The sequence below is a fragment of the Bacillus nakamurai genome, from assembly GCF_001584325.1.
Lineage (GTDB): Bacteria > Bacillota > Bacilli > Bacillales > Bacillaceae > Bacillus > Bacillus nakamurai.
Genome location: NZ_LSAZ01000041.1, coordinates 295,425 through 318,775 on the forward strand (window position 1 = coordinate 295,425; position 23,351 = coordinate 318,775).

19 protein-coding genes and 1 pseudogene are annotated in these 23,351 nt (G+C 45.1%); all 20 read left to right on the forward strand.

Annotated elements, in window-relative coordinates; genetic code table 11:
• Positions 1-109: 109 nt before the first annotated feature.
• Positions 110-835, forward strand: coding sequence for a GntR family transcriptional regulator (locus AXI59_RS16640; protein WP_061528761.1), 726 nt, complete (start codon positions 110-112; stop codon positions 833-835).
• A 46-nt stretch (positions 836-881) separates the two neighbouring features.
• Entirely contained in the window at positions 882-2,174 is a 1,293-nt protein-coding gene (locus tag AXI59_RS16645) for a bacillibactin exporter BcbE (protein WP_156476320.1), read from the forward strand.
• A gap of 109 nt (positions 2,175-2,283) precedes the next feature.
• On the forward strand, positions 2,284-2,739 hold the full coding sequence (locus tag AXI59_RS16650; RefSeq protein WP_061520577.1) for a MarR family winged helix-turn-helix transcriptional regulator: 456 nt from the start codon (positions 2,284-2,286) through the stop codon (positions 2,737-2,739).
• The gene (locus tag AXI59_RS16655) at positions 2,739-5,858 is read left to right on the forward strand and encodes an MMPL family transporter (RefSeq protein WP_061528763.1); all 3,120 of its coding nucleotides are present in this window, start codon (positions 2,739-2,741) and stop codon (positions 5,856-5,858) included. Before AXI59_RS16650 ends, AXI59_RS16655 begins: the two co-directional genes overlap by 1 nt.
• Before the next feature lie 156 nt (positions 5,859-6,014).
• On the forward strand, positions 6,015-7,295 hold the full coding sequence (gene yfmF, locus AXI59_RS16660) for an EF-P 5-aminopentanol modification-associated protein YfmF (RefSeq protein ID WP_061528764.1): 1,281 nt from the start codon (positions 6,015-6,017) through the stop codon (positions 7,293-7,295).
• Entirely contained in the window at positions 7,292-8,578 is a 1,287-nt protein-coding gene (yfmH, locus tag AXI59_RS16665; RefSeq protein WP_061528765.1) for an EF-P 5-aminopentanol modification-associated protein YfmH, read from the forward strand. The genes yfmF and yfmH overlap by 4 nt, the downstream gene beginning before the upstream one ends.
• A 59-nt stretch (positions 8,579-8,637) precedes the next feature.
• Entirely contained in the window at positions 8,638-9,366 is a 729-nt protein-coding gene (ymfI, locus tag AXI59_RS16670) for an elongation factor P 5-aminopentanone reductase (protein ID WP_061528766.1), read from the forward strand.
• 77 nt (positions 9,367-9,443) lie between these two features.
• Positions 9,444-9,701 carry a DUF3243 domain-containing protein gene (locus tag AXI59_RS16675; protein WP_061520582.1) on the forward strand — a complete coding sequence of 86 codons (258 nt, stop codon included), beginning with the start codon at positions 9,444-9,446 and terminating at the stop codon, positions 9,699-9,701.
• A 127-nt stretch (positions 9,702-9,828) separates the two neighbouring features.
• On the forward strand, positions 9,829-10,620 hold the full coding sequence (locus AXI59_RS16680) for a DUF3388 domain-containing protein (protein ID WP_061520583.1): 792 nt from the start codon (positions 9,829-9,831) through the stop codon (positions 10,618-10,620).
• A gap of 18 nt (positions 10,621-10,638) precedes the next feature.
• Positions 10,639-11,551 (forward strand): annotated as a pseudogene (locus AXI59_RS16685) (helix-turn-helix domain-containing protein).
• A 45-nt stretch (positions 11,552-11,596) separates the two neighbouring features.
• Positions 11,597-12,178 carry a CDP-diacylglycerol--glycerol-3-phosphate 3-phosphatidyltransferase gene (gene pgsA, locus AXI59_RS16690; RefSeq protein ID WP_061520585.1) on the forward strand — a complete coding sequence of 194 codons (582 nt, stop codon included), beginning with the start codon at positions 11,597-11,599 and terminating at the stop codon, positions 12,176-12,178.
• Positions 12,179-12,196: 18 nt separating this feature from the next.
• Positions 12,197-13,447 carry a competence/damage-inducible protein A gene (locus AXI59_RS16695; protein ID WP_061520586.1) on the forward strand — a complete coding sequence of 417 codons (1,251 nt, stop codon included), beginning with the start codon at positions 12,197-12,199 and terminating at the stop codon, positions 13,445-13,447.
• Between the two features lie 171 nt (positions 13,448-13,618).
• The gene (gene recA, locus AXI59_RS16700; RefSeq protein ID WP_061520587.1) at positions 13,619-14,662 is read left to right on the forward strand and encodes a recombinase RecA; all 1,044 of its coding nucleotides are present in this window, start codon (positions 13,619-13,621) and stop codon (positions 14,660-14,662) included.
• A 174-nt stretch (positions 14,663-14,836) separates the two neighbouring features.
• The gene (locus tag AXI59_RS16710; protein WP_061520589.1) at positions 14,837-16,018 is read left to right on the forward strand and encodes a serine hydrolase domain-containing protein; all 1,182 of its coding nucleotides are present in this window, start codon (positions 14,837-14,839) and stop codon (positions 16,016-16,018) included.
• A 291-nt stretch (positions 16,019-16,309) separates the two neighbouring features.
• The gene (rny, locus tag AXI59_RS16715; protein ID WP_061520590.1) at positions 16,310-17,869 is read left to right on the forward strand and encodes a ribonuclease Y; all 1,560 of its coding nucleotides are present in this window, start codon (positions 16,310-16,312) and stop codon (positions 17,867-17,869) included.
• Between the two features lie 67 nt (positions 17,870-17,936).
• A complete protein-coding gene (ymdB, locus tag AXI59_RS16720; protein ID WP_061520591.1) occupies positions 17,937-18,731 on the forward strand; it encodes a 2',3'-cyclic-nucleotide 2'-phosphodiesterase in 795 nt (264 codons plus the stop codon).
• 199 nt (positions 18,732-18,930) lie between these two features.
• Complete coding sequence (spoVS, locus tag AXI59_RS16725; RefSeq protein WP_003154135.1) at positions 18,931-19,191, forward strand: stage V sporulation protein SpoVS; 261 nt, start codon at positions 18,931-18,933, stop codon at positions 19,189-19,191.
• A gap of 253 nt (positions 19,192-19,444) precedes the next feature.
• The gene (gene tdh / locus AXI59_RS16730; protein ID WP_061528768.1) at positions 19,445-20,488 is read left to right on the forward strand and encodes an L-threonine 3-dehydrogenase; all 1,044 of its coding nucleotides are present in this window, start codon (positions 19,445-19,447) and stop codon (positions 20,486-20,488) included.
• Between the two features lie 12 nt (positions 20,489-20,500).
• Positions 20,501-21,679: a glycine C-acetyltransferase gene (locus AXI59_RS16735; RefSeq protein WP_156476310.1), complete on the forward strand. Its 1,179-nt coding sequence runs from the start codon at positions 20,501-20,503 to the stop codon at positions 21,677-21,679.
• Positions 21,680-21,820: 141 nt separating this feature from the next.
• Positions 21,821-23,350, forward strand: a complete 1,530-nt coding sequence (miaB, locus tag AXI59_RS16740; protein ID WP_061520594.1) for a tRNA (N6-isopentenyl adenosine(37)-C2)-methylthiotransferase MiaB — start codon at positions 21,821-21,823, stop codon at positions 23,348-23,350.
• The last annotated feature ends 1 nt before the right edge of the window (position 23,351 follow it).

The following is a 23,351-nucleotide window of genomic DNA, read 5'->3' on the forward strand; positions in this document are numbered from 1 at the left end:
TAACAAACTTATGTCAACTAGCGCATCCCTATTTATTTTTTCGTCAAAACATGATATAGTTGTCCCAATTGTTCAATAATTTAGCGAAAGTGGTTTACGGAGGGGAAACATGTCTACAAAAGCTGACAATCGTCACTTGTATTTAAAAGTGATTGAGCGAATCAAAGAGGATATTCAAAACGGAATTTACACCGAAAAAGAAAAGCTTCCTTCTGAATTTGAGCTTTCAAAATCAATGGGTGTCAGCCGGGCAACTCTGCGTGAAGCTTTACGTATCCTTGAAGAGGAGCATGTGATTATCAGAAGGCACGGTGTGGGCACTTTTGTCCATACAAAACCGCTGTTTCTTTCAGGTATTGAACAGCTCAACAGCGTGACCAAAATGATCAAACAAGCGAACATGGTGCCGGGAACGATTTTTTTGTCGTCCCAAGTCATTGCGCCGTCTGATGAAGATATGTCAAGGTTTCAGCTTGAGCCTGACCAGGAGCTTTTTTATTTGGAACGCGTCAGAACGGCCAGCGGAACGCCTGTCGTGTATTGTTTAGATACGATTCCGATGGACATTTTGCCAAGCTCTTTCTGCCATGAGCAAGAGTCCATTTTCGGTCTGATTGAAAAAAATTCCGGGTCTGTGATCAGCTATGCTGTCGCTGATATCGAACCGATCGGATATCATGATAAGATTTCTCCTGTTTTGGAATGCGAACCGGAGACGGCTCTTTTATTGTTAAAACAGACGCACTTCAACCAGCATGATCAGCCCGTGCTGTATTCATTAAATTATTTTCGTGCTGACAAATTCAGCTTTCATGTATTAAGAAAACGTTTTTAAGACAGACGCTTACACGTGTCTGTTTTTTTATTTACCCCGTTTGTACATACTTTGGTTTAAAACAAGACACAATGATAAGGAAACAACCAAGTACAGTGAATGGGTGAATATGTTGAGTAACAAAAATGGAACGAAAAATATTATTGCTTTATCTTCTGTACCGCTCGTCATGACACTTGGGAATTCAATGCTGATTCCCGTGCTTCCAATGATTGAAAAAAAGCTGTCCATCTCGTCCTTTCAGGTGTCGTTAATTATAACGGTCTACTCGATAGTGGCGATTATTTGTATTCCGATTGCGGGATATTTGTCGGACAAATTCGGAAGAAAAAAAGTCCTTTTGCCATGTCTGCTGATAGCAGGGGCGGGCGGTGCGCTAGCTGCATTTGCCTCGACCGCCTTTAAGCATCCCTATCCGATTATTTTGGCCGGGCGGGTGCTGCAAGGCATCGGATCGGCAGGGGCTGCACCCGTTGTCATGCCGTTTATCGGAGATTTGTTTAAGGGGGATGATGAGCAAGTTACAGCAGGGCTCGGCGATATTGAAACCTCCAACACTGCCGGGAAAGTATTAAGTCCGATTCTCGGTTCGTTATTGGCATCTTGGTATTGGTTTATGCCGTTTTGGTTTATCCCGTTTTTTTCACTCATCAGCTTTTTTCTCGTGTTATTTTTAGTGGAAAAGCCCGAAAAGCAAAACGAAGCGCCCTCTATTTCTGATTTTGTAAAAAAAGTGGGCGGCATTTTTAAACGGGACGGACGCTGGCTCATCACAGTATTTATCATCGGCTGTGTGATCATGTTTTTACTTTTCGGCGTTCTTTTTTATTTATCTGAAACGCTTGAGAAGAAATATGGAATTGACGGCGTGGCTAAAGGTGGGCTTTTGGCAATCCCGCTTTTATTTCTTTCCGTCAGTTCATATATAGCAGGAAGAAAAATCGGCAAAAAGCAAGGCAGGATGAAGTTTTGCGTTGTTACGGGAATGAGCGCTGTGACACTGTCGTTTATCGGCTTATGGTGGAATCACAGTTTTTATTTTTTATTTATTTTTCTGTGTGTCAGCGGAATCGGCATTGGAATGGCTTTGCCGGCTTTAGACGCCGTCATTACAGAAGGCGTGGAAAACGAAGAATCCGGCACCATTACTTCGTTTTATAACAGCATGCGGTTTATCGGAGTAGCGGCAGGTCCGCCGATATTCGCCGCATTGATGTCAAATGCAAGCTGGCTGATCTTTATTTTGTCCGCTTTTTGCGGCATCCTCTCGGTATTTTTAGCAGTGTTTAATGTCTCCTCACAACAAAAAGAGAAAAAGGAATCCTTAAAGACGGTGTAATCTGCACTGTCTTTTTTTATTTTATTTTGAAGATTGACACGGTTCTGTTTGGTCGCTATTCTTTTTAATAGTTAAACATATAAACTAAATGAAAAAGGAGGGGCCAAAGGTGCATGAGGAGAAAGTAAAACAGCTGATTCAGCGTTATGCCGATGTTTACCTGCATGTCATGAAAAAAATCGACAGCATTATTGCGGAGAAAGTAAACAAAGAGCTGACATTGGATCAATATTACATACTCAGATATATCATGCTTCATCCAGGCTGCAAATCGATTGAGCTTGCTGCCGTATGCCATGTGAATAAAAGCGCGATTACATCTATGACAAACCGCCTGTTTGAAAAAGGATATATCAACAGAGAACGAAGCCAAAGCGATCGGCGGAGCATTCTTTTAAATGTCACAGAAAAGGGAACGGAAGTGTTTCATCGGGTGGAGCGGCAGATCGAGGAGCTTGTCCGCTCATATATTATGTATTTTGCTGAAGATGAGGCGGAGATGTTTGTCAATACCTATGAGAAATTATACCGATTGATGCTCACAGAGGAGGAACGGCTGACATAATGAAAAAAATCATTCAAGCCCGCTGGTTAATCGCTGCGGCATGGATCATAGCAACTGTCATTTTTATGCTGACGGCGCCTGACATGGCGGAGCTGACAAGGGAAAAAGGGCAGATTTCCGTCCCTGACGGCTATTCATCATCTTATGCGCATAAGCTCATTGACCAAATGTCAGATTCACATTCAGCATCATCGTCTGTCGTTATTGTTTTCCATGAAAAAGGCTTAATGCCGGATAAGAAAGCCCAATTAAAAAAAGCGGTCGATACTCTTACGGATCATAAAAAAACACTCCATATCAAAACGGTGACATCATACTTCGGTGAAAAAAATGCCGACATTAAAAATCAGCTGCTGTCAAAAGACAGGCAAACGATGCTCGTCCAGCTTCAGCTCGATACAACAAAGCATGACAGCATTGAAATTAAAGACCAAATCGATAAAGAGCTGAAGCCGTACGGCATTTCATACGGCATTACAGGCCAGTCCTTAATAGACGAAGATGTGTTAAAGAGCTCGCAGGACGGCCTGAAAAAGACAGAGTATATTACGGTTGCTTTTATTCTGATCGTGCTTGTGCTTGTCTTTCGGTCAGTGGTGGCTCCGTTTGTGCCGCTTTTGTCAGTATTAATCTCTTACTTAGTCAGCCAGTCGATTGTCGCGTTTTTGGTCGATCAATTGAATTTTCCGTTGTCGACATTTACACAAATCTTTATGGTGGCCATCATGTTCGGGATCGGTACAGACTACTGCATCCTGCTGCTCAGCCGTTTTAAAGAAGAGCTGGCACACGGAGCGGATGTGAAGGACGCTGTCGTTGTAACATACAAAACAGCGGGAAAAACAGTACTTTACAGCGGTCTTGCCGTTCTGATCGGCTTTGCGTGCATCGGTTTTGCGACATTTAAGCTGTATCAGTCTGCAGCCGCGGTAGCAGTCGGCGTTGCAGTGCTGCTGCTTGCTTTGATGACCATTGTTCCGTTTTTTATGGCTGTTTTAGGAAAAACGCTGTTTTGGCCTGTAAGGGGCGAGATTTCTCATTCGCAAAGCAAAGCGTGGGAAACAGCCGGGCGTTTCTCTTTCAAACGGCCGCTCATCAGCCTGGCGGTCGTTGCGTTGTTCACGGTGCCGCCCATTCTCCTTTACAAGGGGGCGCTTTCATATAACAGCCTTGATGAAATAGGAGATAAATATGAATCCGTTCGCGCGTTCAACACGATTTCAGATGCTTTCGGGCCGGGGGAGCTTCTGCCGGCAACGGTTGTAATCAAAAATGATGAGAAATTAAATACAGAACAGCATCTGATTGATATTGAAAAAATCAGCAGAGAACTCGAAAAAACAAAAGGCGTTAAAACGGTCAGAAGCGCTACACGGCCGACTGGGAACGGACTGAATCAATTATTTGTCACAAACCAGGCAAAACAGCTGCAAGAAGGGCTTGGTCAAGGAAATACGGGGCTGAAAAAAATCACGGACGGATTGGATGATGCCGCACAGTCATTATCTGATTCACAGCCGCAGATCGAGGAATCGGGAAAAAGCGTAAATCAGCTCATCAACGGAACATTGTCCCTTAAGTCAGGACTTTCTGATATAGGAGAAAACCTGGATAAACTGCAAACCGGCGTGAACCAAAACAAAGCCGGAGTGGCAAAAATGAGACAGCAAATCGAGGAGCAGAAACAAATGCTTTCTGAAGAGCTCGGTGAAAACAGCGATCTCGCCTCGCAAACTCAAAACGCCTTGAAAATGGTGAAAACCATTTTGCCATTTAAAAACGAAGCGAGCCGTCAGCTGTCCGATTTAAAAAAACAGCTTGATCACCTTCCATTTGCACAATTGGAGGCATCTGTACCGGCGGTGAAAGACAATCCATATTATCAAGAAATCAAATCGGCCTTTGCCGGAGTTCAATCAGCCGTCTCAGATGTAAACTCAGAGATAACCGCATTTTCTAAACAAGTGGACAGTCAAAAGGACAGTCTGCAAAAAGCGGAGAAACAGCTTATCTTGCTGTCGGCCGCTCAGAAAAAAGTGAACGGCCAAATCAACGATATGATCAGCGGATTGACCGCAATTGAAAACGGTCTTCAGAAAGTATCAGACGGCCAGGGTACTCTCGCCGGACAAATGCCGCGTCTTGAATCGGCGGCAGGGGAGCTGGCAGAAGGCCAGAAAAAAATGCAGACCGGCCTCGGCGATTTTTCTTCCCGGCTGAATGATCTTTCTTCAGGTCTTGATGAAAGCGTAAAAGGGCTTAAGAAAGTGTCAAGCGGCATGATGGGCGCGAATGAGTACTTAGGAGAGCTTCATAAAGCGTCCGATAAAGAAATGGCCGGCTGGTTTGTGCCGAAACATGCACTGGAAAGCAGCGATTTCCAAAGTGTGTTTCAAACGTACATGTCAGATGACAGAAAAACGACAGAATTGACGGTCGTTCTTGATAACAATCCGTATTCAAATACGGCGATTCAAGATATTCAAGCCATAAAGGCGAGTGTCCAAAGAGCGATTCCGAATACGGATCTGAAGCATGCCGTTTTCGGCGTCTCCGGTGTTTCCAGTATGAATGCCGATTTAAAGGAAGTATCGGATTCAGACTTTAAACGGACGGCATTGTTTATGCTGGCGGGAATCTTTATGATTCTCATTTTTATGCTTCGTTCACTCACTATGCCGATTTACTTAGTGGCCTCGCTCATTCTCACGTATTTTGCCTCCATCGGAGTGACAGAATACATCTTTACACACTTTTTCGGTTACCCGGGTGTAAACTGGGCCGTACCGTTCTTCGGTTTTGTCATTTTGATGGCCCTTGGCGTTGATTATTCCATTTTCTTAATGGACCGCTTCAACGAGCTGAGGAAAGAGGGAGTAGAAGGCGCTATGATCAGCAGTATGAAAAACATGGGCTCTGTTATTATTTCCGCTGCGATCATTTTAGCGGGAACATTTGCGGCGATGCTGCCGTCCGGCGTTCTGTCCCTCTTGCAAATCGCAACCGTGGTTTTAACCGGACTGCTTATGTATGCAATTGTTGTGCTCCCGTTTTTTGTGCCGGTGATGGTCAAAATATTCGGAAGCGCCAACTGGTGGCCTTTCGGAGCAAAAAAATAATGTTTACAGCCTCTGCCTGTTTCCCGGCACGGCAGAGGTTTTTTATTTCCTTATAAATCCTCCAGTTGATATAATTACATTCACGCACTCTTTTTTGCGAATGCTGAATTTTGGTCATAATACATACTATTAAAGAATGAACGAAGGAGGTTTCACATGACTTACGTAAATGAAATGAAGTCAAAGCACGGCGGAATCACCGCCCATATTGTAAAGACAGAAAAGTTTAAAACCGTTTCGCTGACGTTTAAAATGCTGGCTCCTTTAACGAAAGAGCTCGTAACGAAAAGGGCGCTGTTTCCGCATGTGCTTCTCCGCGGTACAGAGAGCCGGCCGAAAACCGCTGATTTGCGCGCTTATTTTGATGAGCTTTACGGCACATCCGTTTCCGCTGACCTGGCAAAAAAAGGGGAGCGGCATATTATCACGTTCAGGCTGGAAATCCCGAACGAAAAATTTTTAAAGGACCGGACGCCATTGCTAGAAAAAGGGCTGCAGCTTTTATCTGAGCTCGTGTTTTCACCTGCTCTGGAAGACGGTGCATTTCAGCCGCTTTATGTCACGCAGGAAAAACGGACGCTGAAACAGCGCATTCAAGCCGTATATGACGATAAAATGAGATATTCCAACTTGCGTCTCGTTCAGGAAATGTGCAAAGACGAACCTTACGCCCTTCACGTAAACGGTGAACTTGAGGACGTGGAACACATTACGCCGAAAAATTTGTATGAAGCATACCAAAAAGCCGTCAAAGAAGACCAGCTTGATCTGTATGTCATTGGCGACGTCGATACCGAGCAGGTAAAAACGGCTGTCGATACGTATTTTAAAACAGAAGAACGGGCGCAGCAGCCATTTGAAAGAAACCAAACAAATGAACAGCCTGAGCCTAAGGAAGTCATTGATGAAGAGGATGTGAAACAGGGCAAGCTGAACATCGGATTCCGGACCAATACGACCTACACAGACCGGGACTACCCGGCATTGCAAGTGTTTAACGGGTTGTTCGGCGGCTTTTCCCATTCGAAGCTGTTTATGAATGTCCGTGAAAAAGCGAGCCTGGCATATTATGCCGCTTCACGTGTAGAAAGCTTCAAAGGGCTTTTGATGGTTATGTCGGGCATTGAAGTGAAAAATTACAAGCAGGCTGTCACAATTATAGAAGAACAATTTGAGGCGATGCAAAACGGGGAATTCTCTGAAGACGATATCGCCCAAACTAAGGCCGTTATTAAAAACCAAGTGCTGGAAACGATTGATACCGCATACGGGTTAGCAGAATTTCTGTATCAGCAGGCCGCAGCCCAAGTGGAAATACCGGTCGAGACATTCCTTGGCAATATCGAGCGGGTGACGAAAGAGGACATTATCAATGCCGGAAAGAACATTAAATTGGATACGACTTATTTCTTAAAAGGGACGGGGGGAGCATCTTGACTAAACCGATAGAATTCGAACAGCTTCAAGAAACGCTGTATCATGAAAAAATGGCAAACGGCCTAAACGTCTATGTGCTGCCGAAACAAGGCTTTAACAAAACATACGCCGTTTTTACGACAAAATACGGTTCCGTTGACAATCAGTTCGTCCCTTTGAAAAAGGAAGACATGGTTCATGTCCCGGACGGCATCGCTCATTTTCTGGAGCATAAGCTGTTTGAAAAAGCGGACGGAGATGTATTTCAGGATTTCAGTAAGCAAGGAGCTTCGGCAAATGCCTTTACGTCATTTACAAGAACCGCTTACCTTTTTTCAAGCACTTCAAATGTAGAGCAGAATTTAGAAACACTCGTTGATTTTGTTCAGGACCCTTATTTCACGGAAAAATCGGTGGAAAAAGAAAAAGGCATTATCGGCCAAGAGATTAATATGTATGACGATAATCCCGATTGGCGGCTGTTTTTCGGCCTTATCGAAAATATGTATAAAGATCACCCGGTCAAAATTGACATCGCCGGCACGGTGGAAAGTATATCTCATATCACGAAAGATCTTCTGTATGAGTGCTATGAAACCTTTTACCACCCGAGCAATATGCTGCTCTTTATCGTTGGGCCTGTCGACCCCGAAGCCATCATAAAACAGGTCCGGGAAAACCAGGAGAAAAAACCGTTTACAGACCAGCCTGAAATCATGCGGAAGGAAGTTCAGGAGCAAGAAGCCGTTTTCCGGCAGGAGCAGGAATTGAAAATGAACGTCCAAGGCTCAAAATGTCTCGTCGGCTTAAAAGCAAAAGACCCGTATAAAACAGGTCAGGAGCTTCTGAAACACGAGCTTGCCATGAACCTGATGCTTGAGAGCCTTTTCGGAAAAAGCTCTTCGCATTACGGGGACTTATACGACAAGGGGTACATTGATGAAACGTTCAGTTTTGATTATACGGCTGAATACGGATTCGGCTTTGCTTCAGTCGGAGGAGACACACCGGAACCGGATAAGCTTGCAGATGAATTGAAACAGATGCTTCTTCAAGCAGGATCTGCGGTTACCGCGGAAAAACTTGAGTTGGCGAGAAAAAAGAAAATCGGGTCGTTTTTAAAAGCGCTTAATTCACCTGAATATATCGCGAATCAATTCACCCGCTACGCGTTTTTAGACATGAGTTTATTTGACGTAGTGACCGTGCTTGAACAGATTACGCTGGAGAACGTGCAGCGTGTGATAAAAGAAGAAATCGGCGAAGACAGGCTGACAGTCTGCAAAGTGGTGCCAAAATCATAAGAAAAACATCCCTCAACGTTTTGAGGGATGTTTTTCTGGGGAAAGAAGGGATTTGAGTGATGAATCCGACAGCACTCGTGACCGGCGCAAGCGGCGGGATCGGGCAAAGTATAAGTGAAACGCTCGCCAAAAGCGGGTATGACGTGCTTTTGCATTATTATTCTAATAAAGAGGCTGCAGCCGCGCTTGCAGAAAGACTGACCGCGGCGTTTGGCGTGCGTGCCGATATTATACAGGGTGACCTGTCTTCGCCGGACGGAGCGGAGACACTCACCCGTTTGATTCAAAAGCCTGTTGACGCCCTTGTTCTGAACAGCGGAATAAGCCATTTCGGTCTGATTACAGACGTGACGGATGAAACGGCGCGGCAGATGGTGCAGCTGCATGTGACAAGCCCGTTTATGCTGGCGAGAAACCTTGTGCCCGGCATGATTCGGAAAAAAAGCGGCGGCATCGTCGCGATCGGCTCCGTATGGGGAGAAACAGGCGCATCATGCGAGGTCTTATACAGCATGGTAAAAGGGGCGCAGCATTCGTTTGTCAAGGCGCTTGCCAAAGAACTCGCTCCGAGCGGCATCAGAGTGAATGCAGTCGCACCCGGCGCGGTGGATACGAAAATGCTTGATCAATTTACCGCAGCCGAAAAAGAAGCATTGACAGAGGAGATTCCGGCAGGCAGGCTGGCGGAGCCGAAAGAAATTGCCGAAGCTGCGGCATTTTTATTATCGGACAAGGCTTCCTATATTACGGGGCATATTTTATCCGTTAATGGAGGCTGGCACTGCTGAATAAAAAATATGTGTATAGTTTACATCTGCCCGGACAAAATAATTTTGTAACGACAGATGAAATGGAGGAAGCCAAAATGTCAGTATTAGAAAACTGGGATAATTGGAAGAATTTCCTTGGAGACAGATTGAACTATGCGCAGGAAAAAGGGATGAGTGATGAAACCATCACAGATCTCGCTACAGAAATCGGCGATTACCTTGCGAACGAAGTCGATTCTAAAAACCATCAGGAAAAAGTGCTTGCGGATCTTTGGAGTGTAGCTTCTAAAGATGAACAGCGCGCCATTGCAAATATGATGGTTAAGCTTGTTGAAAATAACAGCACTCATTAAGAGGGGAGATTTCTCCTCTCTTTTTTTATGTTTTCCTCGGGAGAGCAACATTCTTCTTTCTAATTAGAGAAAAATGCTTTATGATAAAGGAAGGTAAAAATTTGCCACAATGGAGGGGGTATATCATTTGGCAAAGCTCGAATGGTATTTTGAATATGAAATTCAAGTGAACCGCCCCGGCCTGCTCGGGGATATTTCATCTCTTCTCGGGATGCTATCGATTAATATTGTCACCATTAACGGCGTCGACCTTTCCAGAAGGGGAATGCTGCTTAGATGCCGCCATATAGATCAAATTAAACGATTAGAATCAATTTTAAAAACAATGGAAACCATTAAAGTAACGAAGCTGAGAGAACCGAGGCTTCGCGACCGCCTCGCAGTCCGTCACGGAAGATATATTCAGCGGGATGCCGACGATAAAAAAACCTTCCGTTTTGAGAGGGACGAGCTGGGCCTTTTGGTCGACTTTATGGCTGAGCTGTTTAAAAAAGAAGGACACAAACTGATCGGAATCCGGGGAATGCCGCGCGTCGGGAAAACGGAATCCATCGTCGCATCAAGCGTATGCGCCAGCAAAAGATGGCTTTTTGTATCATCAACGCTTTTAAAACAAACCATCCGAAGTCAGCTCATTGCCGATGAATACAGCACGGAAAACGTATTTATTCTGGATGGCATCGTCTCAACAAGACGGGGGTCGGAGCGCCATCTTCAGCTCGTCAGCGAAATTATGAGGCTGCCCGCGACAAAGGTTGTGGAGCATCCCGATATTTTCATCCAAAATACGGAGTACACGCTGGATGACTTCGATTATATTATCGAACTCAGAAATGATCCTGACGAAGTGATTACATATGAACATGCAGAAGAACCGCAAATGTTTGACCAGACCGGTTTTTCAAGCTTTGATTTTTAATATTGGAAGGTGTTTGTTGTGACAGAATTAGCAATCCGGCTCAAAGAAGCCAGAGAGGAAAAAGGGATGTCATTGGATGACCTCCAGGCGGCGACGAAAATTCAGAAAAGATACTTAACCGCTTTGGAAGAAGGCGCTTATGACGTCATTCCCGGCAACTTTTATGTGCGGGCGTTTATCAAGCAATACGCTGAGGCTGTAGGGCTTGACTCAGATCAATTATTTGAAGAATATAAAAAAGACATCCCTAATACGTATCATGACGATGTGTCAGAAAAAATTTCCGGCCTTGGCATGCAAAGGGAGCTGCCGAAGCCCGCTTCAAAAGCGGTAGAATGGCTTCCGACCATTCTTGTCGTCATCGGTGTCATCATCGTCATCGCGATCGTATATGCGATTATTCAGTTCGGAATGAGCAAGTCCGGACAAAGCGAAGCCGGTAAGGCTGCCACGCAGAGTGAGAGCAAATATGAGATCCCTAAAGACTCTGCACTGAAAAACGATGACAACAAAAGCAGCGGGACTCAAGCAGACAGCAAAAAGGACACAAAAGCATCTGATAAAAAAGATAAAGAAAAAAGCAACGGCAAGACTGTCATTAAAGCGGCCGGCACTGAAGGATCAGCTACTTCGTATAACGTCTCCGGCGCGGAGAAGTTTGAGCTTGAACTGACTGCGTCAGACAGCGCATGGATCCGTGTCCGTGATGAAAACGGCGGCTCTTTAAAAGAAGGAACGCTGCAAAAAGGCGAAACCTATAAAAAAGACATAACCGATCAAAAACAAGTTGAAATACGCACGGGCTATGCCCCTAACCTGAAAATTAAAATCAACGGAGAGGTTCTTTCCTATGAACTCAATCCGAATGACGTGATGGCGCAAACAATCAAGATTACAAAATAAAAAGGAGGAAAAGTCATCTGAACAATAAGATGACTTTTTCTTCACGTCCGAGTACATACATTGGAGGGGCTTTATGTTTAACTTACCGAATAAAATCACACTGGCAAGAATCGCTTTAATTCCTGTATTCATGATTATCATGCTTGTTCCTTTTCAATGGGGCAGCCTTCATATCGGGGAAGAGTCGATTCCGGTCGCACATCTTACAGGAGCTATTTTGTTCATTATCGCATCAACGACTGATTGGGTGGATGGATACTACGCCAGAAAACTGAACCTCGTGACAAATTTCGGGAAATTTTTAGATCCGCTGGCTGATAAGCTGCTTGTGTCTGCGGCATTAATTACGCTTGTGCAGTTTGACCTTGCGCCTGCGTGGATGGTCATCGTCATTATCAGCCGCGAATTTGCCGTGACGGGCTTAAGACTTGTGCTGGCAGGGACGGGGGAAGTCGTTGCCGCCAATATGCTGGGGAAAATTAAAACATGGGCTCAAATCATTGCTGTTGCCGCCCTTTTACTTCATAATCTTCCGTTTGAGCTCGTTTCCTTCCCATTCGGTGATATCGCTTTATGGGTGGCCGTGCTCTTCACAGTCGTCTCAGGCTGGGATTATTTTGCGAAGAACTGGGAAGCGTTAAAAACATCTAACTAATGAAAGAAGGATATGAAGATGGAAATAGCCAAAAAAGCGGAAATTATTGCGGTCGGTTCAGAGCTGCTGCTCGGCCAGATCGCCAATACGAACGCGCAGTTTATCAGCAAAGAATTGGCCGAAATCGGGGTGAACGTATTTTATCACACTGCCGTCGGCGACAATCCGGAGCGGCTTAAAAAGGTGATCCGCATTGCCGAGGAGCGCTCGGATCTGATTATTTTTTCAGGCGGGCTCGGGCCGACAAAAGATGATTTAACAAAGGAAACCATCGCAAACACATTGGGCCGGCCGCTCGTACTGAATGATGAGGCGTTCCGCTCCATTGAGGAATACTTTGTGAAAACAAAGCGGACAATGTCGCCCAATAACCGTAAACAGGCGCTTGTCATTGAAGGCTCAGAGGTTTTGGCGAATCATTTCGGTATGGCGCCGGGAATGCTCACAGAGCATGACTCGCGGCTTTATATGCTGCTGCCGGGACCGCCGAGCGAACTGCGCCCGATGTTTGAAAACGAAGCCAAGCCGCTGCTTCTTAAAAAGCTCGGTTCAAATGAAAAAATCGTATCAACGGTTCTGCGGTTTTTCGGAATCGGCGAATCTCAGCTTGAGGCTGATTTAGAAGATATCATTGATGCGCAGACAAACCCGACGATTGCGCCTTTGGCCGCTGACGGAGAGGTCACGCTGCGTTTAACTGCGAAACATGCCGATGAAAAAGAAACAGAGCGGCTTTTGAAAGAAACGGAAGCCGTTATTTTAGAACGTGTCGGTGAATTTTTCTACGGATATGATGATACATCTCTGGTGAAGGAGCTTTCAAAAGCATGCAGGGAAAACGGAATCAAACTTTCCGCTGCTGAAAGCTTTACCGGCGGCCTGTTCTCAGAGTGGCTGACTGATATAAGCGGCGCTTCTCACATATTTGCAGGCGGTGTCGTTTGCTATTCTGACAGCGTGAAACAAAACGTGCTTGGCGTAAAAGCCGAGACGCTAAGCGGCAGCGGTGCGATCAGCAAGGAATGTGCAAAAGAGCTCGCTGCCGGCGTGAGAAAGCTGACCGGAAGTGACATCGGCATCAGCTTTACGGGAGCGGCCGGACCGGAGCCGCAAGAGGGGCATTCTCCGGGACACGTCTTTATCGGCATTTCGGCAGCCGGTAAAGAAGAGGTGCACGAATTTAACTTCGCCGGCTCCAGAACGGGGATCAGAAAGCGCGCCGCCAAATACGGCTGCCATTTGCTTTTAAAGCTGCTGGAGCAAAAATAATGTTTTCAGTGCATTTTCTCTTTCATATTGAAGTTTTATAAGTGAAATTATGCTGTTTTATCAAAAAGCGAACGCGGAAAAAATCCGAATATGCGTTCGCTTTTTTCTTGGCAAATGTCAGCAAACAAGGTATAGTATATGTAGTGGCAAGATAAAGGAGGAAAAAAATAAATGAGTGATCGTCAGGCAGCCTTAGATATGGCTCTTAAGCAAATAGAAAAACAATTCGGCAAAGGTTCCATCATGAAGCTCGGAGAAAAGACGGATACAAGAATTTCAACGGTTCCGAGCGGTTCACTTGCACTTGATACCGCTCTTGGAATAGGCGGATACCCGCGCGGGCGGATTATTGAAGTATACGGACCTGAGAGCTCAGGTAAAACGACTGTAGCGCTTCACGCAATTGCTGAAGTTCAGGAGAAAGGCGGACAAGCCGCATTTATTGATGCCGAGCATGCCCTTGACCCTGTTTACGCGCAAAAGCTCGGTGTAAATATCGAGGAGCTGCTGCTTTCTCAGCCTGATACGGGAGAGCAGGCGCTTGAGATTGCCGAAGCGCTGGTACGAAGCGGAGCCGTCGATATCGTGGTTGTCGACTCTGTTGCGGCGCTTGTGCCGAAAGCTGAAATCGAGGGGGACATGGGTGATTCGCACGTCGGTTTGCAGGCCCGTTTGATGTCTCAAGCGCTTCGTAAGCTTTCCGGCGCCATCAATAAATCTAAAACAATCGCAATCTTTATTAACCAAATTCGTGAAAAAGTCGGCGTTATGTTCGGAAATCCGGAAACGACTCCGGGGGGCCGTGCGCTGAAATTCTACTCTTCTGTGCGTCTGGAAGTGCGCCGGGCCGAGCAATTGAAGCAGGGCAACGACGTGATGGGGAATAAAACGAGAATTAAAGTTGTGAAAAACAAAGTCGCTCCCCCGTTTCGCACGGCTGAGGTCGATATTATGTACGGTGAAGGAATCTCCAAAGAAGGAGAAATCATCGATCTTGGAACTGAACTTGATATCGTGCAAAAAAGCGGTTCATGGTACTCTTATGAAGAAGAACGCCTCGGACAGGGCCGTGAAAATGCTAAGCAGTTCTTAAAAGAAAATAAAGATATCATGCTGATGATTCAAGAACAGATCCGTGAACATTACGGCTTGGACAATAACGGTGTTACGGACAAAGCGGAAGAAGTTCAGGAAGAGCTTGAGTTCGAAGAATAAAAAACGATATAAAAAAGAGCGGAATGAGCGATTTCCGCTCTTTTTTTGTGTGTTTCAAAAAACACTGGCTATTTCGGAAAATTTTATCTGGAATGTTACAACTTTTTTCACACTTCATTCGTCTAAAATCATGGCGAAAGCGAAAGTTGAAATTATACCTGAGGAGGAAAAAAGATGACAAGCCCCCGCCGTACAAGAATAAATAAAAAAAGAAAGAAAAAGCTGATAAAAACGGGAGGGCTGTTTCTTTTTCTGCTGCTTGTCACTGTTTTTATTACGATCTGGAGCATCACAGCCCACCACCGGGATGAAGAATCTGCTAAAAGCGCTCCTGCTGCTCAATCTGATTCTTCAAAAGACCAGACTCAACAAAAAAAAGAAAAGAAGCAAAAAGAGAAAAAACCCAAATCCATCGACAACGATAAAAGAATCAGCAATTATTTACATCAGATCGGATTCAGCGGTACAGCCATGATCGTAAAAGACGGAAACGTTGTGTTGAAAAAAGGTTTCGGTTATGCGGACCGTAAGCAAAAAATCGAGAACAATCCGGAAACAACGTATTATATCGGTTCATCGCAAAAAGCATTAATCGCGACGGCCATTTTGCAGCTTGAAGAAAAAGGGCTATTGCAAACGAGTGATCCCGTCAGTACATATTTGCCGAATTTTCCTAACGGGGCAAACATCAAACTAAAGAACCTGCTTAACCATACGTCCGGCATAAACGGGCATATTGAAGGGCAGGGGCCGATTACTCCACTTGACTTAATAAAGGATATAGAAAACAGAGGGATAAAACGGCAGCCGGGAATATGGGATTACAGGGATTCCAATTATTCGGTGCTTGCATATATTGTAGCCCAGGTCAGCGGGGAGCCATATGAACAATACATAAAAGATCATGTGTTCAAACCGGCCGGAATGAAGCATGCCGGATTTTATAAAACGTTTGCTAAAGAGAAGTATCCTGCCGTCGGATACAAAGTGGATGAAAGCGGCCAGCTGGTAACGCCCCATATTCTTGACTTATCACAGCTTTACGGGGCGGGCGACATGTATATGAGTGCGGAAGACCTTTATAAATTCGATAAGGCGCTTATAAACGGTAAGCTGTACTCGAAACAGAGCTTCACAAAAATGTTTACATCAGGGAGCAGTTCAACTTACGGGATGGGTTTTTACATTGATCCCGGCAGCTATTCCAATCACGGCGTCATGCCCGGTTATAACATTTTAAACAGCTTCAGCCATTCGGCGAGCAAATATGTCATATTACTGTCAAATATCCAAAATAACGCCAAACTAGGACAGGTAAACAACAAAATATACCAATTGCTTAACCAAGAATCCTAAACGAAGCCGTCATTTACAAAAAGAAGATGAAGGTATGGTATGATGTAAGCAGGCGCAGATTCAGAGCTGAAGGCTAAACGTTAAGCTGGCAAGCTTGACAAGTATTTCCGACACAATTACAATGAAGTTGTAACATTTGTTTTTTTAACATGATTGTTAAACCTTAAACTTGACAAGGGCATGAGTGATTCATTCCCTGTGAAGGTCCTGTATGTTGAGAAAATCAGACAATGTACACGCCGACACTTATTTTTAGCAACAACCAAGTTCATAGCAAGAGGAGGTGAAAGTATGACCCCAATGATGGTTCTCATCTCCATTTTGCTGACTCTGCTCGGTTTAGTTGTTGGCTACTATGTTCGTAAAACCATTGCCGAAGCAAAGATTGCGGGCGCACGCGGTGCTGCCGAGCAAATCCTTGAAGATGCAAAGCGTGATGCTGAAGCACTGAAAAAAGAAGCTCTGCTTGAAGCAAAGGACGAAATCCATACACTTCGAATAGATGCTGAACAGGAAGTTCGTGAAAGACGAAATGAGCTTCAAAAACAAGAAAACCGTTTACTTCAAAAAGAAGAAAATCTTGACCGTAAACATGAAGGAATTGATAAACGGGAAGCGATGTTGGAGAAGAAAGATCATTCTCTGAATGAACGACAACAACATATTGAAGAGATGGAAAGCAAAGTGGATGAGATGATTCGTATGCAGCAGTCAGAACTCGAACGTATTTCGAGCCTGACAAGGGATGAAGCGAAACAAATCATTCTTGACCGGGTTGAAAATGAGCTTTCACATGACATCGCCATCATGACAAAAGAAACCGAAAACCGTGCAAAAGAAGAGGCAGATAAAAAGGCGAAAAACATTCTGTCGCTTGCCTTGCAACGCTGTGCAGCAGATCATGTTGCCGAAACGACGGTATCGGTCGTCAATCTTCCGAATGATGAGATGAAGGGACGTATCATCGGCCGTGAAGGGCGTAACATCCGTACGCTTGAAACGCTTACAGGTATTGACCTGATTATTGATGACACGCCTGAAGCCGTCATTCTTTCCGGATTTGATCCGATCAGACGGGAGACAGCAAGAATTGCTCTTGATAAACTCGTTCAGGATGGCCGTATTCATCCGGCGCGCATTGAAGAAATGGTTGAAAAATCCCGCCGTGAGGTTGATGACTACATCCGGGAAATGGGTGAACAAACGACGTTTGAAGTCGGCGTTCACGGACTCCATCCGGATCTGATTAAGATTCTCGGCCGGTTGAAATTCCGTACAAGCTACGGGCAAAATGTACTGAAGCATTCAATGGAAGTTGCGTTTTTAGCCGGTTTAATGGCTTCCGAGCTGGGAGAAGATGCGAAACTCGCCAAACGGGCCGGTCTTCTGCATGACATCGGAAAGGCAATTGACCATGAAGTGGAAGGAAGCCACGTGGAAATCGGAGTGGAGCTTGCGACCAAATATAAAGAGCATCCAGTCGTCATTAACAGTATTGCGTCACACCACGGAGACGAAGAGCCGACTTCCATTATCGCCGTTCTGGTCGCTGCAGCTGATGCACTGTCTGCCGCAAGACCGGGAGCGAGAAGTGAAACGCTCGAAAACTATATCCGCAGGCTTGAAAAGCTTGAAGAAATCTCCGAGTCTTACGAAGGTGTCGAAAAATCATTTGCGATTCAGGCAGGCCGTGAAGTTCGTATTATGGTGAAGCCGGATTCCATTAATGATTTAGAAGCCCATCGTTTGGCGCGTGACATCCGTAAACGAATTGAGGACGAGCTTGATTATCCGGGCCACATTAAAGTGACTGTGATAAGAGAAACTCGGGCCGTAGAGTATGCAAAATAAAGTGATGCTTAGCGCATCACTTTATTTTTTTGATTAGCAAAAGCTGAAAAAGAGAGGAATACAAAGCATGAGAATTTTATTTATTGGCGATGTTGTCGGCTCCCCTGGCCGCGACATGGTAAAAGAATATGTCCCGAAACTAAAAGCAAAACATAAGCCGCATTTTACAATCATTAACGGAGAAAATGCTGCACACGGCAAAGGCCTGACGGAAAAAATTTACCATAGCCTGATGGAGGCGGGAGCGGACGCTATTACGATGGGAAACCATACGTGGGATAAAAAAGAAATCTTTGATTTTATTGATGACGTGCCGCACCTTGTCCGCCCTGCAAACTTTCCGGAAGGAACACCGGGAAAAGGCATGACGTATGTGAAAGCACAAGGAAAAGAGCTTGCCGTCATCAATTTACAGGGCCGCACTTTTCTTCCGCCGCTTGATGATCCATTTCTAAAGGCGGATGAATTAATTGCAGAAGCAAAAAAACGCACGCCGTACGTTTTTATTGATTTTCACGCCGAAGCGACAAGCGAAAAACTTGCGATCGGATGGTACACAGATGGCAGAGCATCTGCGGTTGTAGGGACGCATACACATGTGCAAACAGCAGATAACCGCATTTTGCCGAAGGGAACTGCATATATTACTGATGTGGGAATGACAGGGCCGTATGACGGCATTCTTGGAATGGACAGAGAAACGATTATTAAGCGGTTCAAAACCAATCTTCCGGTCCGGTTTACGGTCGCGGAAGGAAAAACAACGCTGAGCGGAGTGCTCATTGACATTGATGAGCAAACGAAAAAAGCCGTTAAAATCGAACGGATTTTAATAAATGATGACCATATGTTCTTTGAATAGGTGTACACATGTTTATTTTATAAAAATATTAAAAGGAAAAGCAGGAATATAGCAACTTCTTAGTGAATATAGTAGAAATGGAAGGTAGCCCGCTATTTTTGAAAAGCATTGTGGGGATGGCTTTTTGGATAGCAACATCTAATAATGATTGTTCTAATGAACACTCACTTATCCATTGTAAAACTAAGGGGGAGCAGAAATGGAAATCTTAAAAGTTTCAGCAAAATCAAGTCCAAATTCAGTAGCAGGCGCGCTGGCTGGCGTGTTGAGAGAACGCGGAGCGGCCGAAATTCAAGCGATTGGGGCGGGCGCCTTAAACCAGGCTGTTAAAGCGGTTGCCATTGCGAGAGGCTTTGTCGCGCCAAGCGGCGTAGATTTGATTTGTATTCCAGCTTTTACAGATATACAGATTGACGGAGAGGAAAGAACGGCAATTAAATTAATTGTCGAACCCCGTTAACAAAAAATGTACATTCTCAACCTGCTTGCATCATGCGAGCAGGTTGTTTTTATTGCTGTTATATTTTCTCACAATATTATACTGGTAGCGTGAACAAATGATGAACGACTTTATTCATATAATATTTTAAAAAAACCCCGCCCATTTTTCCAGGTGGAAGCAGTTGTCTTTTTCTAGTGGACAGTGCTGTTTACCTCTATCTAATCCCATGGTACAATCCAGTTATAACAACGTTTTTTGAGGAGGAGTGTACATGTTGGGAGGAAAGATGAAAGCTATCGTTAAAAATGAAAACGCTTTCGGTGCTATATTGAAGGAAATTCCTATACCTTCCATAAATGAGAATGAAGTTCTTATTAAAGTACAAGCCGCATCTATATGCGGTACAGATGTGCATATTTATAACTGGGACCAATGGGCACAAAAACGAATCAAAACACCTCAAGTATTTGGACATGAATTCAGCGGTATCGTAGAAGCAGCAGGAAAACACGTCACAAATGTCAAAAAAGGGGACTATGTGTCGGCGGAAACACATATTGTCTGCGGCACTTGTATCCCTTGTTTATCGGGTAAGCAGCATGTGTGCACTCATACAAAAATCCTCGGCGTTGATACAGCCGGTTCCTTCGCTGAATACGTTAAAGTGCCGGCCCAAAACATTTGGAAAAACCCTGCTGATATGGACCCGGCAGTCGCCTCCGTTCAGGAGCCGTTAGGAAATGCGGTGCACACGGTACTGGAGAGTCAGCCGGCGGGCGGTTCCGCAGCGATTATCGGCTGCGGACCGATCGGACTGATGGCAGTGGCCGTAGCAAAAGCAGCAGGCGCAGCCCGAATTGCCGCCATTGATAAAAATGACTACAGGCTGTCGCTTGCGAAAAAAATGGGGGCTACAGTCACCATCTCGGCTGATAAAGAAGACCCGCTTGAAGTGATTGACGCATTAACCGGGGGAGAAGGCATCGATCTTGTCTGCGAAATGTCAGGCCATCCCCAAGCCATAGACCAAGGGTTAAAAATGGCAGCCAACGGGGGAAGATTCCATATGTTAAGCCTGCCGGAAAATCCGGTAACGATAGATCTGACAAATGACGTCGTATTTAAAGGCCTTACCGTCCAAGGCATTACAGGCAGAAAAATGTTTGAAACCTGGCGGCAGGTATCTCACTTGCTTGAATCTCAGCTCGTTGATCTGACACCGGTCATCACTCATCAATTCCCGCTCGAGGAATTTGAAAAAGGATTTGACCTGATGAGAAAGGGCCAGTGCGGGAAAGTCATTTTAATACCATAAGGGGAGGGTTTTATCATGAAAGAATTTGAATATTTGAAAAGTGAACTTGATAAAATGAAAGAAAATAAGACATGGCAGCAGATAAAACAAATTGAAACGAAGCAGGGGCCTTCTGTAAAGGTCAAAGGAGAAGAGGTCATTCAGCTTTCATCCAACAACTATCTCGGGTTGACTTCACATCCGAGGTTAGTAGAAGCGGCCAAACGCGCCGCAGATGAGTTCGGAGCGGGGACGGGCTCGGTGCGGACGATCGCCGGAACCTTTACGATGCACAATGAATTGGAGAAAAAACTCGCAGCCTTTAAGAAAACAGAAGCGGCCCTTGTTTTTCAATCGGGGTTCACAACGAATCAAGGCGTATTATCAAGCATTCTCACAAAAGAGGATATTGTTATTTCTGACGAATTGAATCATGCTTCTATCATTGACGGAATCAGGCTGACAAAAGCAGACAAAAAGGTGTACCGCCATGTTGATATGGATGATTTGGAAAAAGTGCTGAAAAAATCAATGAATTACCGCATGCGGCTGATCGTAACCGACGGTGTTTTCTCCATGGACGGCAATATCGCACCTTTGCCCGATATCGTAAATCTGGCCGAGAAATACGATGCGTTTGTAATGGTAGATGATGCGCATGCTTCCGGTGTGCTCGGAAAAAACGGGCGGGGAACCGTTAATCATTTCGGGCTTGACGGCAGAGTGCACATTCAGGTGGGCACATTAAGCAAGGCAATCGGAGTGCTGGGCGGTTACGCCGCCGGGTCTCAGGTTCTCATTGATTACCTGCGTCATAAAGGGCGTCCGTTTTTATTCAGCACTTCACATCCGCCGGCGGTGACGGCTGCCTGCATAGAAGCCATTGATGTGCTGCTGGAAGAGCCGGAGCATATGGAAAGGCTTTGGAAAAACACGGCGTATTTTAAAGACAAACTGATTCAAATGGGGCTGACGCTAACAAAAAGCGAAACACCGATCATCCCGATTTTAATCGGCGAGGAAGAAAAAGCCCAGGCGTTTTCTGACCGTCTTTTGTCGGACGGCGTCTTTGCTCAAAGTATTGTATATCCTACTGTCGCGGAAGGAAAAGCAAGAATTCGCACGATCATTACGGCGGAGCATACGGAAGAAGAGCTCGATCGGGCGCTTGAGGTCATCCGGTCAGCTGTAAAAGGGCTTCAGCTCGTATAAGAGGGGGATATCCCCTCTTTTTTATTTCTTATTGATTCTTATTCTCAGTAAGGTGTACTATGATAGGCTGGCGGTTGTGCCGATCGGCTATAACCAGTATACTTGAGGGTAGAAGTTTCGGTTGAAAGGAGACATTCGAATATGAATGAAAAGCAAAAACAAGAAAGCGGACAAGTGAATCCAGCGGACAAAAAATCCGAAAAGGATTACAGCAAGTATTTTGAAGCCGTATATATCCCGCCTTCTTTAAAAGACGCGAAAAAACGCGGCAAGGAAGCCGTTCAATATCATAACGATTTTAAAATCTCAGAAGACTTTAAAGGCCTCGGTGACGGCAGGAAGTTTTATATCCGCACGTATGGCTGCCAAATGAACGAACACGATACAGAAGTGATGGCCGGTATTTTTATGGCTCTCGGCTATAAAGCGACAAATTCAGTTGATGATGCCAACGTAATTTTATTAAACACCTGTGCGATCCGGGAAAATGCTGAAAACAAAGTGTTCGGGGAGCTCGGCCATTTAAAGGCGCTCAAAAAAAATAACCCCGATCTTATTTTAGGTGTATGCGGCTGCATGTCACAGGAAGAATCAGTCGTAAACCGCATCTTAAAGAAGCATCCGTTTGTCGATATGATTTTCGGCACGCACAACATTCACCGTCTGCCTGAGCTGTTATCAGAAGCTTATTTATCAAAAGAGATGGTCATCGAAGTGTGGTCGAAGGAAGGAGACGTCATTGAAAACCTTCCGAAAGTCCGCAACGGAAAAATTAAAGGCTGGGTTAACATTATGTACGGCTGTGACAAGTTCTGCACATACTGCATCGTGCCGTATACCCGCGGAAAAGAAAGAAGCCGCCGGCCTGAAGAGATTATTCAGGAAGTGAGAAGGCTTGCGAGTGAAGGCTATAAAGAAATCACCCTTCTCGGCCAAAACGTAAATGCGTACGGAAAAGATTTTGAGGATATGACGTACGGACTCGGTGATTTAATGGACGAATTGCGTAAAATTGATATCCCGAGAATCCGGTTTACAACGAGCCACCCGCGTGACTTTGACGATCACCTTATTGAAGTGCTTGCCAAAGGCGGCAACCTGCTCGATCATATTCATCTCCCTGTTCAATCGGGAAGCTCTGAAGTGTTAAAAATGATGGCGCGCAAATATGACAGAGAGCGCTACATGGAGCTTGTCGGTAAAATCAAAGCGGCCATGCCGAACGCTTCATTAACAACAGACATTATCGTCGGTTTCCCGAATGAAACGGACGAACAGTTTGAAGAAACGCTTTCTTTATACCGTGAAGTGGAATTTGACAGCGCCTATACGTTTATTTATTCTCCTCGTGAAGGCACACCGGCTGCGAAAATGAAAGACAATGTGCCGATGAGGGTCAAAAAAGAACGTCTCCAGCGCCTCAATGATTTGGTTAAAGAAATTTCAGCCAAAAAAATGAAGGAATATGAAGGCAAGACCGTCGAAGTATTAGTCGAGGGAGAAAGCAAAAACAACCCTGACATTCTTGCCGGCTATACGGAAAAAAGCAAGCTCGTCAATTTCAAAGGGCCGAAAGAGGCCATCGGCAAGATTGTACGCGTCAAAATCCAGCAGGCGAAAACATGGTCGCTTGACGGAGTGATGGCAGGAGAAGCAATCGAGGTGAATTAAT

Coding starts and splice junctions, on each gene's coding strand:
- AXI59_RS16640 (WP_061528761.1), top strand. CDS start 110: ATGTCTACAAAAGCTGACAATCGTCACTTGTATTTAAAAGTGATTGAG.
- AXI59_RS16655 (WP_061528763.1), top strand. CDS start 2,739: ATGAAAAAAATCATTCAAGCCCGCTGGTTAATCGCTGCGGCATGGATC.
- yfmF (WP_061528764.1), top strand. CDS start 6,015: ATGACTTACGTAAATGAAATGAAGTCAAAGCACGGCGGAATCACCGCC.
- ymfI (WP_061528766.1), top strand. CDS start 8,638: ATGAATCCGACAGCACTCGTGACCGGCGCAAGCGGCGGGATCGGGCAA.
- AXI59_RS16675 (WP_061520582.1), top strand. CDS start 9,444: ATGTCAGTATTAGAAAACTGGGATAATTGGAAGAATTTCCTTGGAGAC.
- pgsA (WP_061520585.1), top strand. CDS start 11,597: ATGTTTAACTTACCGAATAAAATCACACTGGCAAGAATCGCTTTAATT.
- AXI59_RS16695 (WP_061520586.1), top strand. CDS start 12,197: ATGGAAATAGCCAAAAAAGCGGAAATTATTGCGGTCGGTTCAGAGCTG.
- recA (WP_061520587.1), top strand. CDS start 13,619: ATGAGTGATCGTCAGGCAGCCTTAGATATGGCTCTTAAGCAAATAGAA.
- AXI59_RS16710 (WP_061520589.1), top strand. CDS start 14,837: ATGACAAGCCCCCGCCGTACAAGAATAAATAAAAAAAGAAAGAAAAAG.
- rny (WP_061520590.1), top strand. CDS start 16,310: ATGACCCCAATGATGGTTCTCATCTCCATTTTGCTGACTCTGCTCGGT.
- ymdB (WP_061520591.1), top strand. CDS start 17,937: ATGAGAATTTTATTTATTGGCGATGTTGTCGGCTCCCCTGGCCGCGAC.
- spoVS (WP_003154135.1), top strand. CDS start 18,931: ATGGAAATCTTAAAAGTTTCAGCAAAATCAAGTCCAAATTCAGTAGCA.
- tdh (WP_061528768.1), top strand. CDS start 19,445: ATGTTGGGAGGAAAGATGAAAGCTATCGTTAAAAATGAAAACGCTTTC.
- miaB (WP_061520594.1), top strand. CDS start 21,821: ATGAATGAAAAGCAAAAACAAGAAAGCGGACAAGTGAATCCAGCGGAC.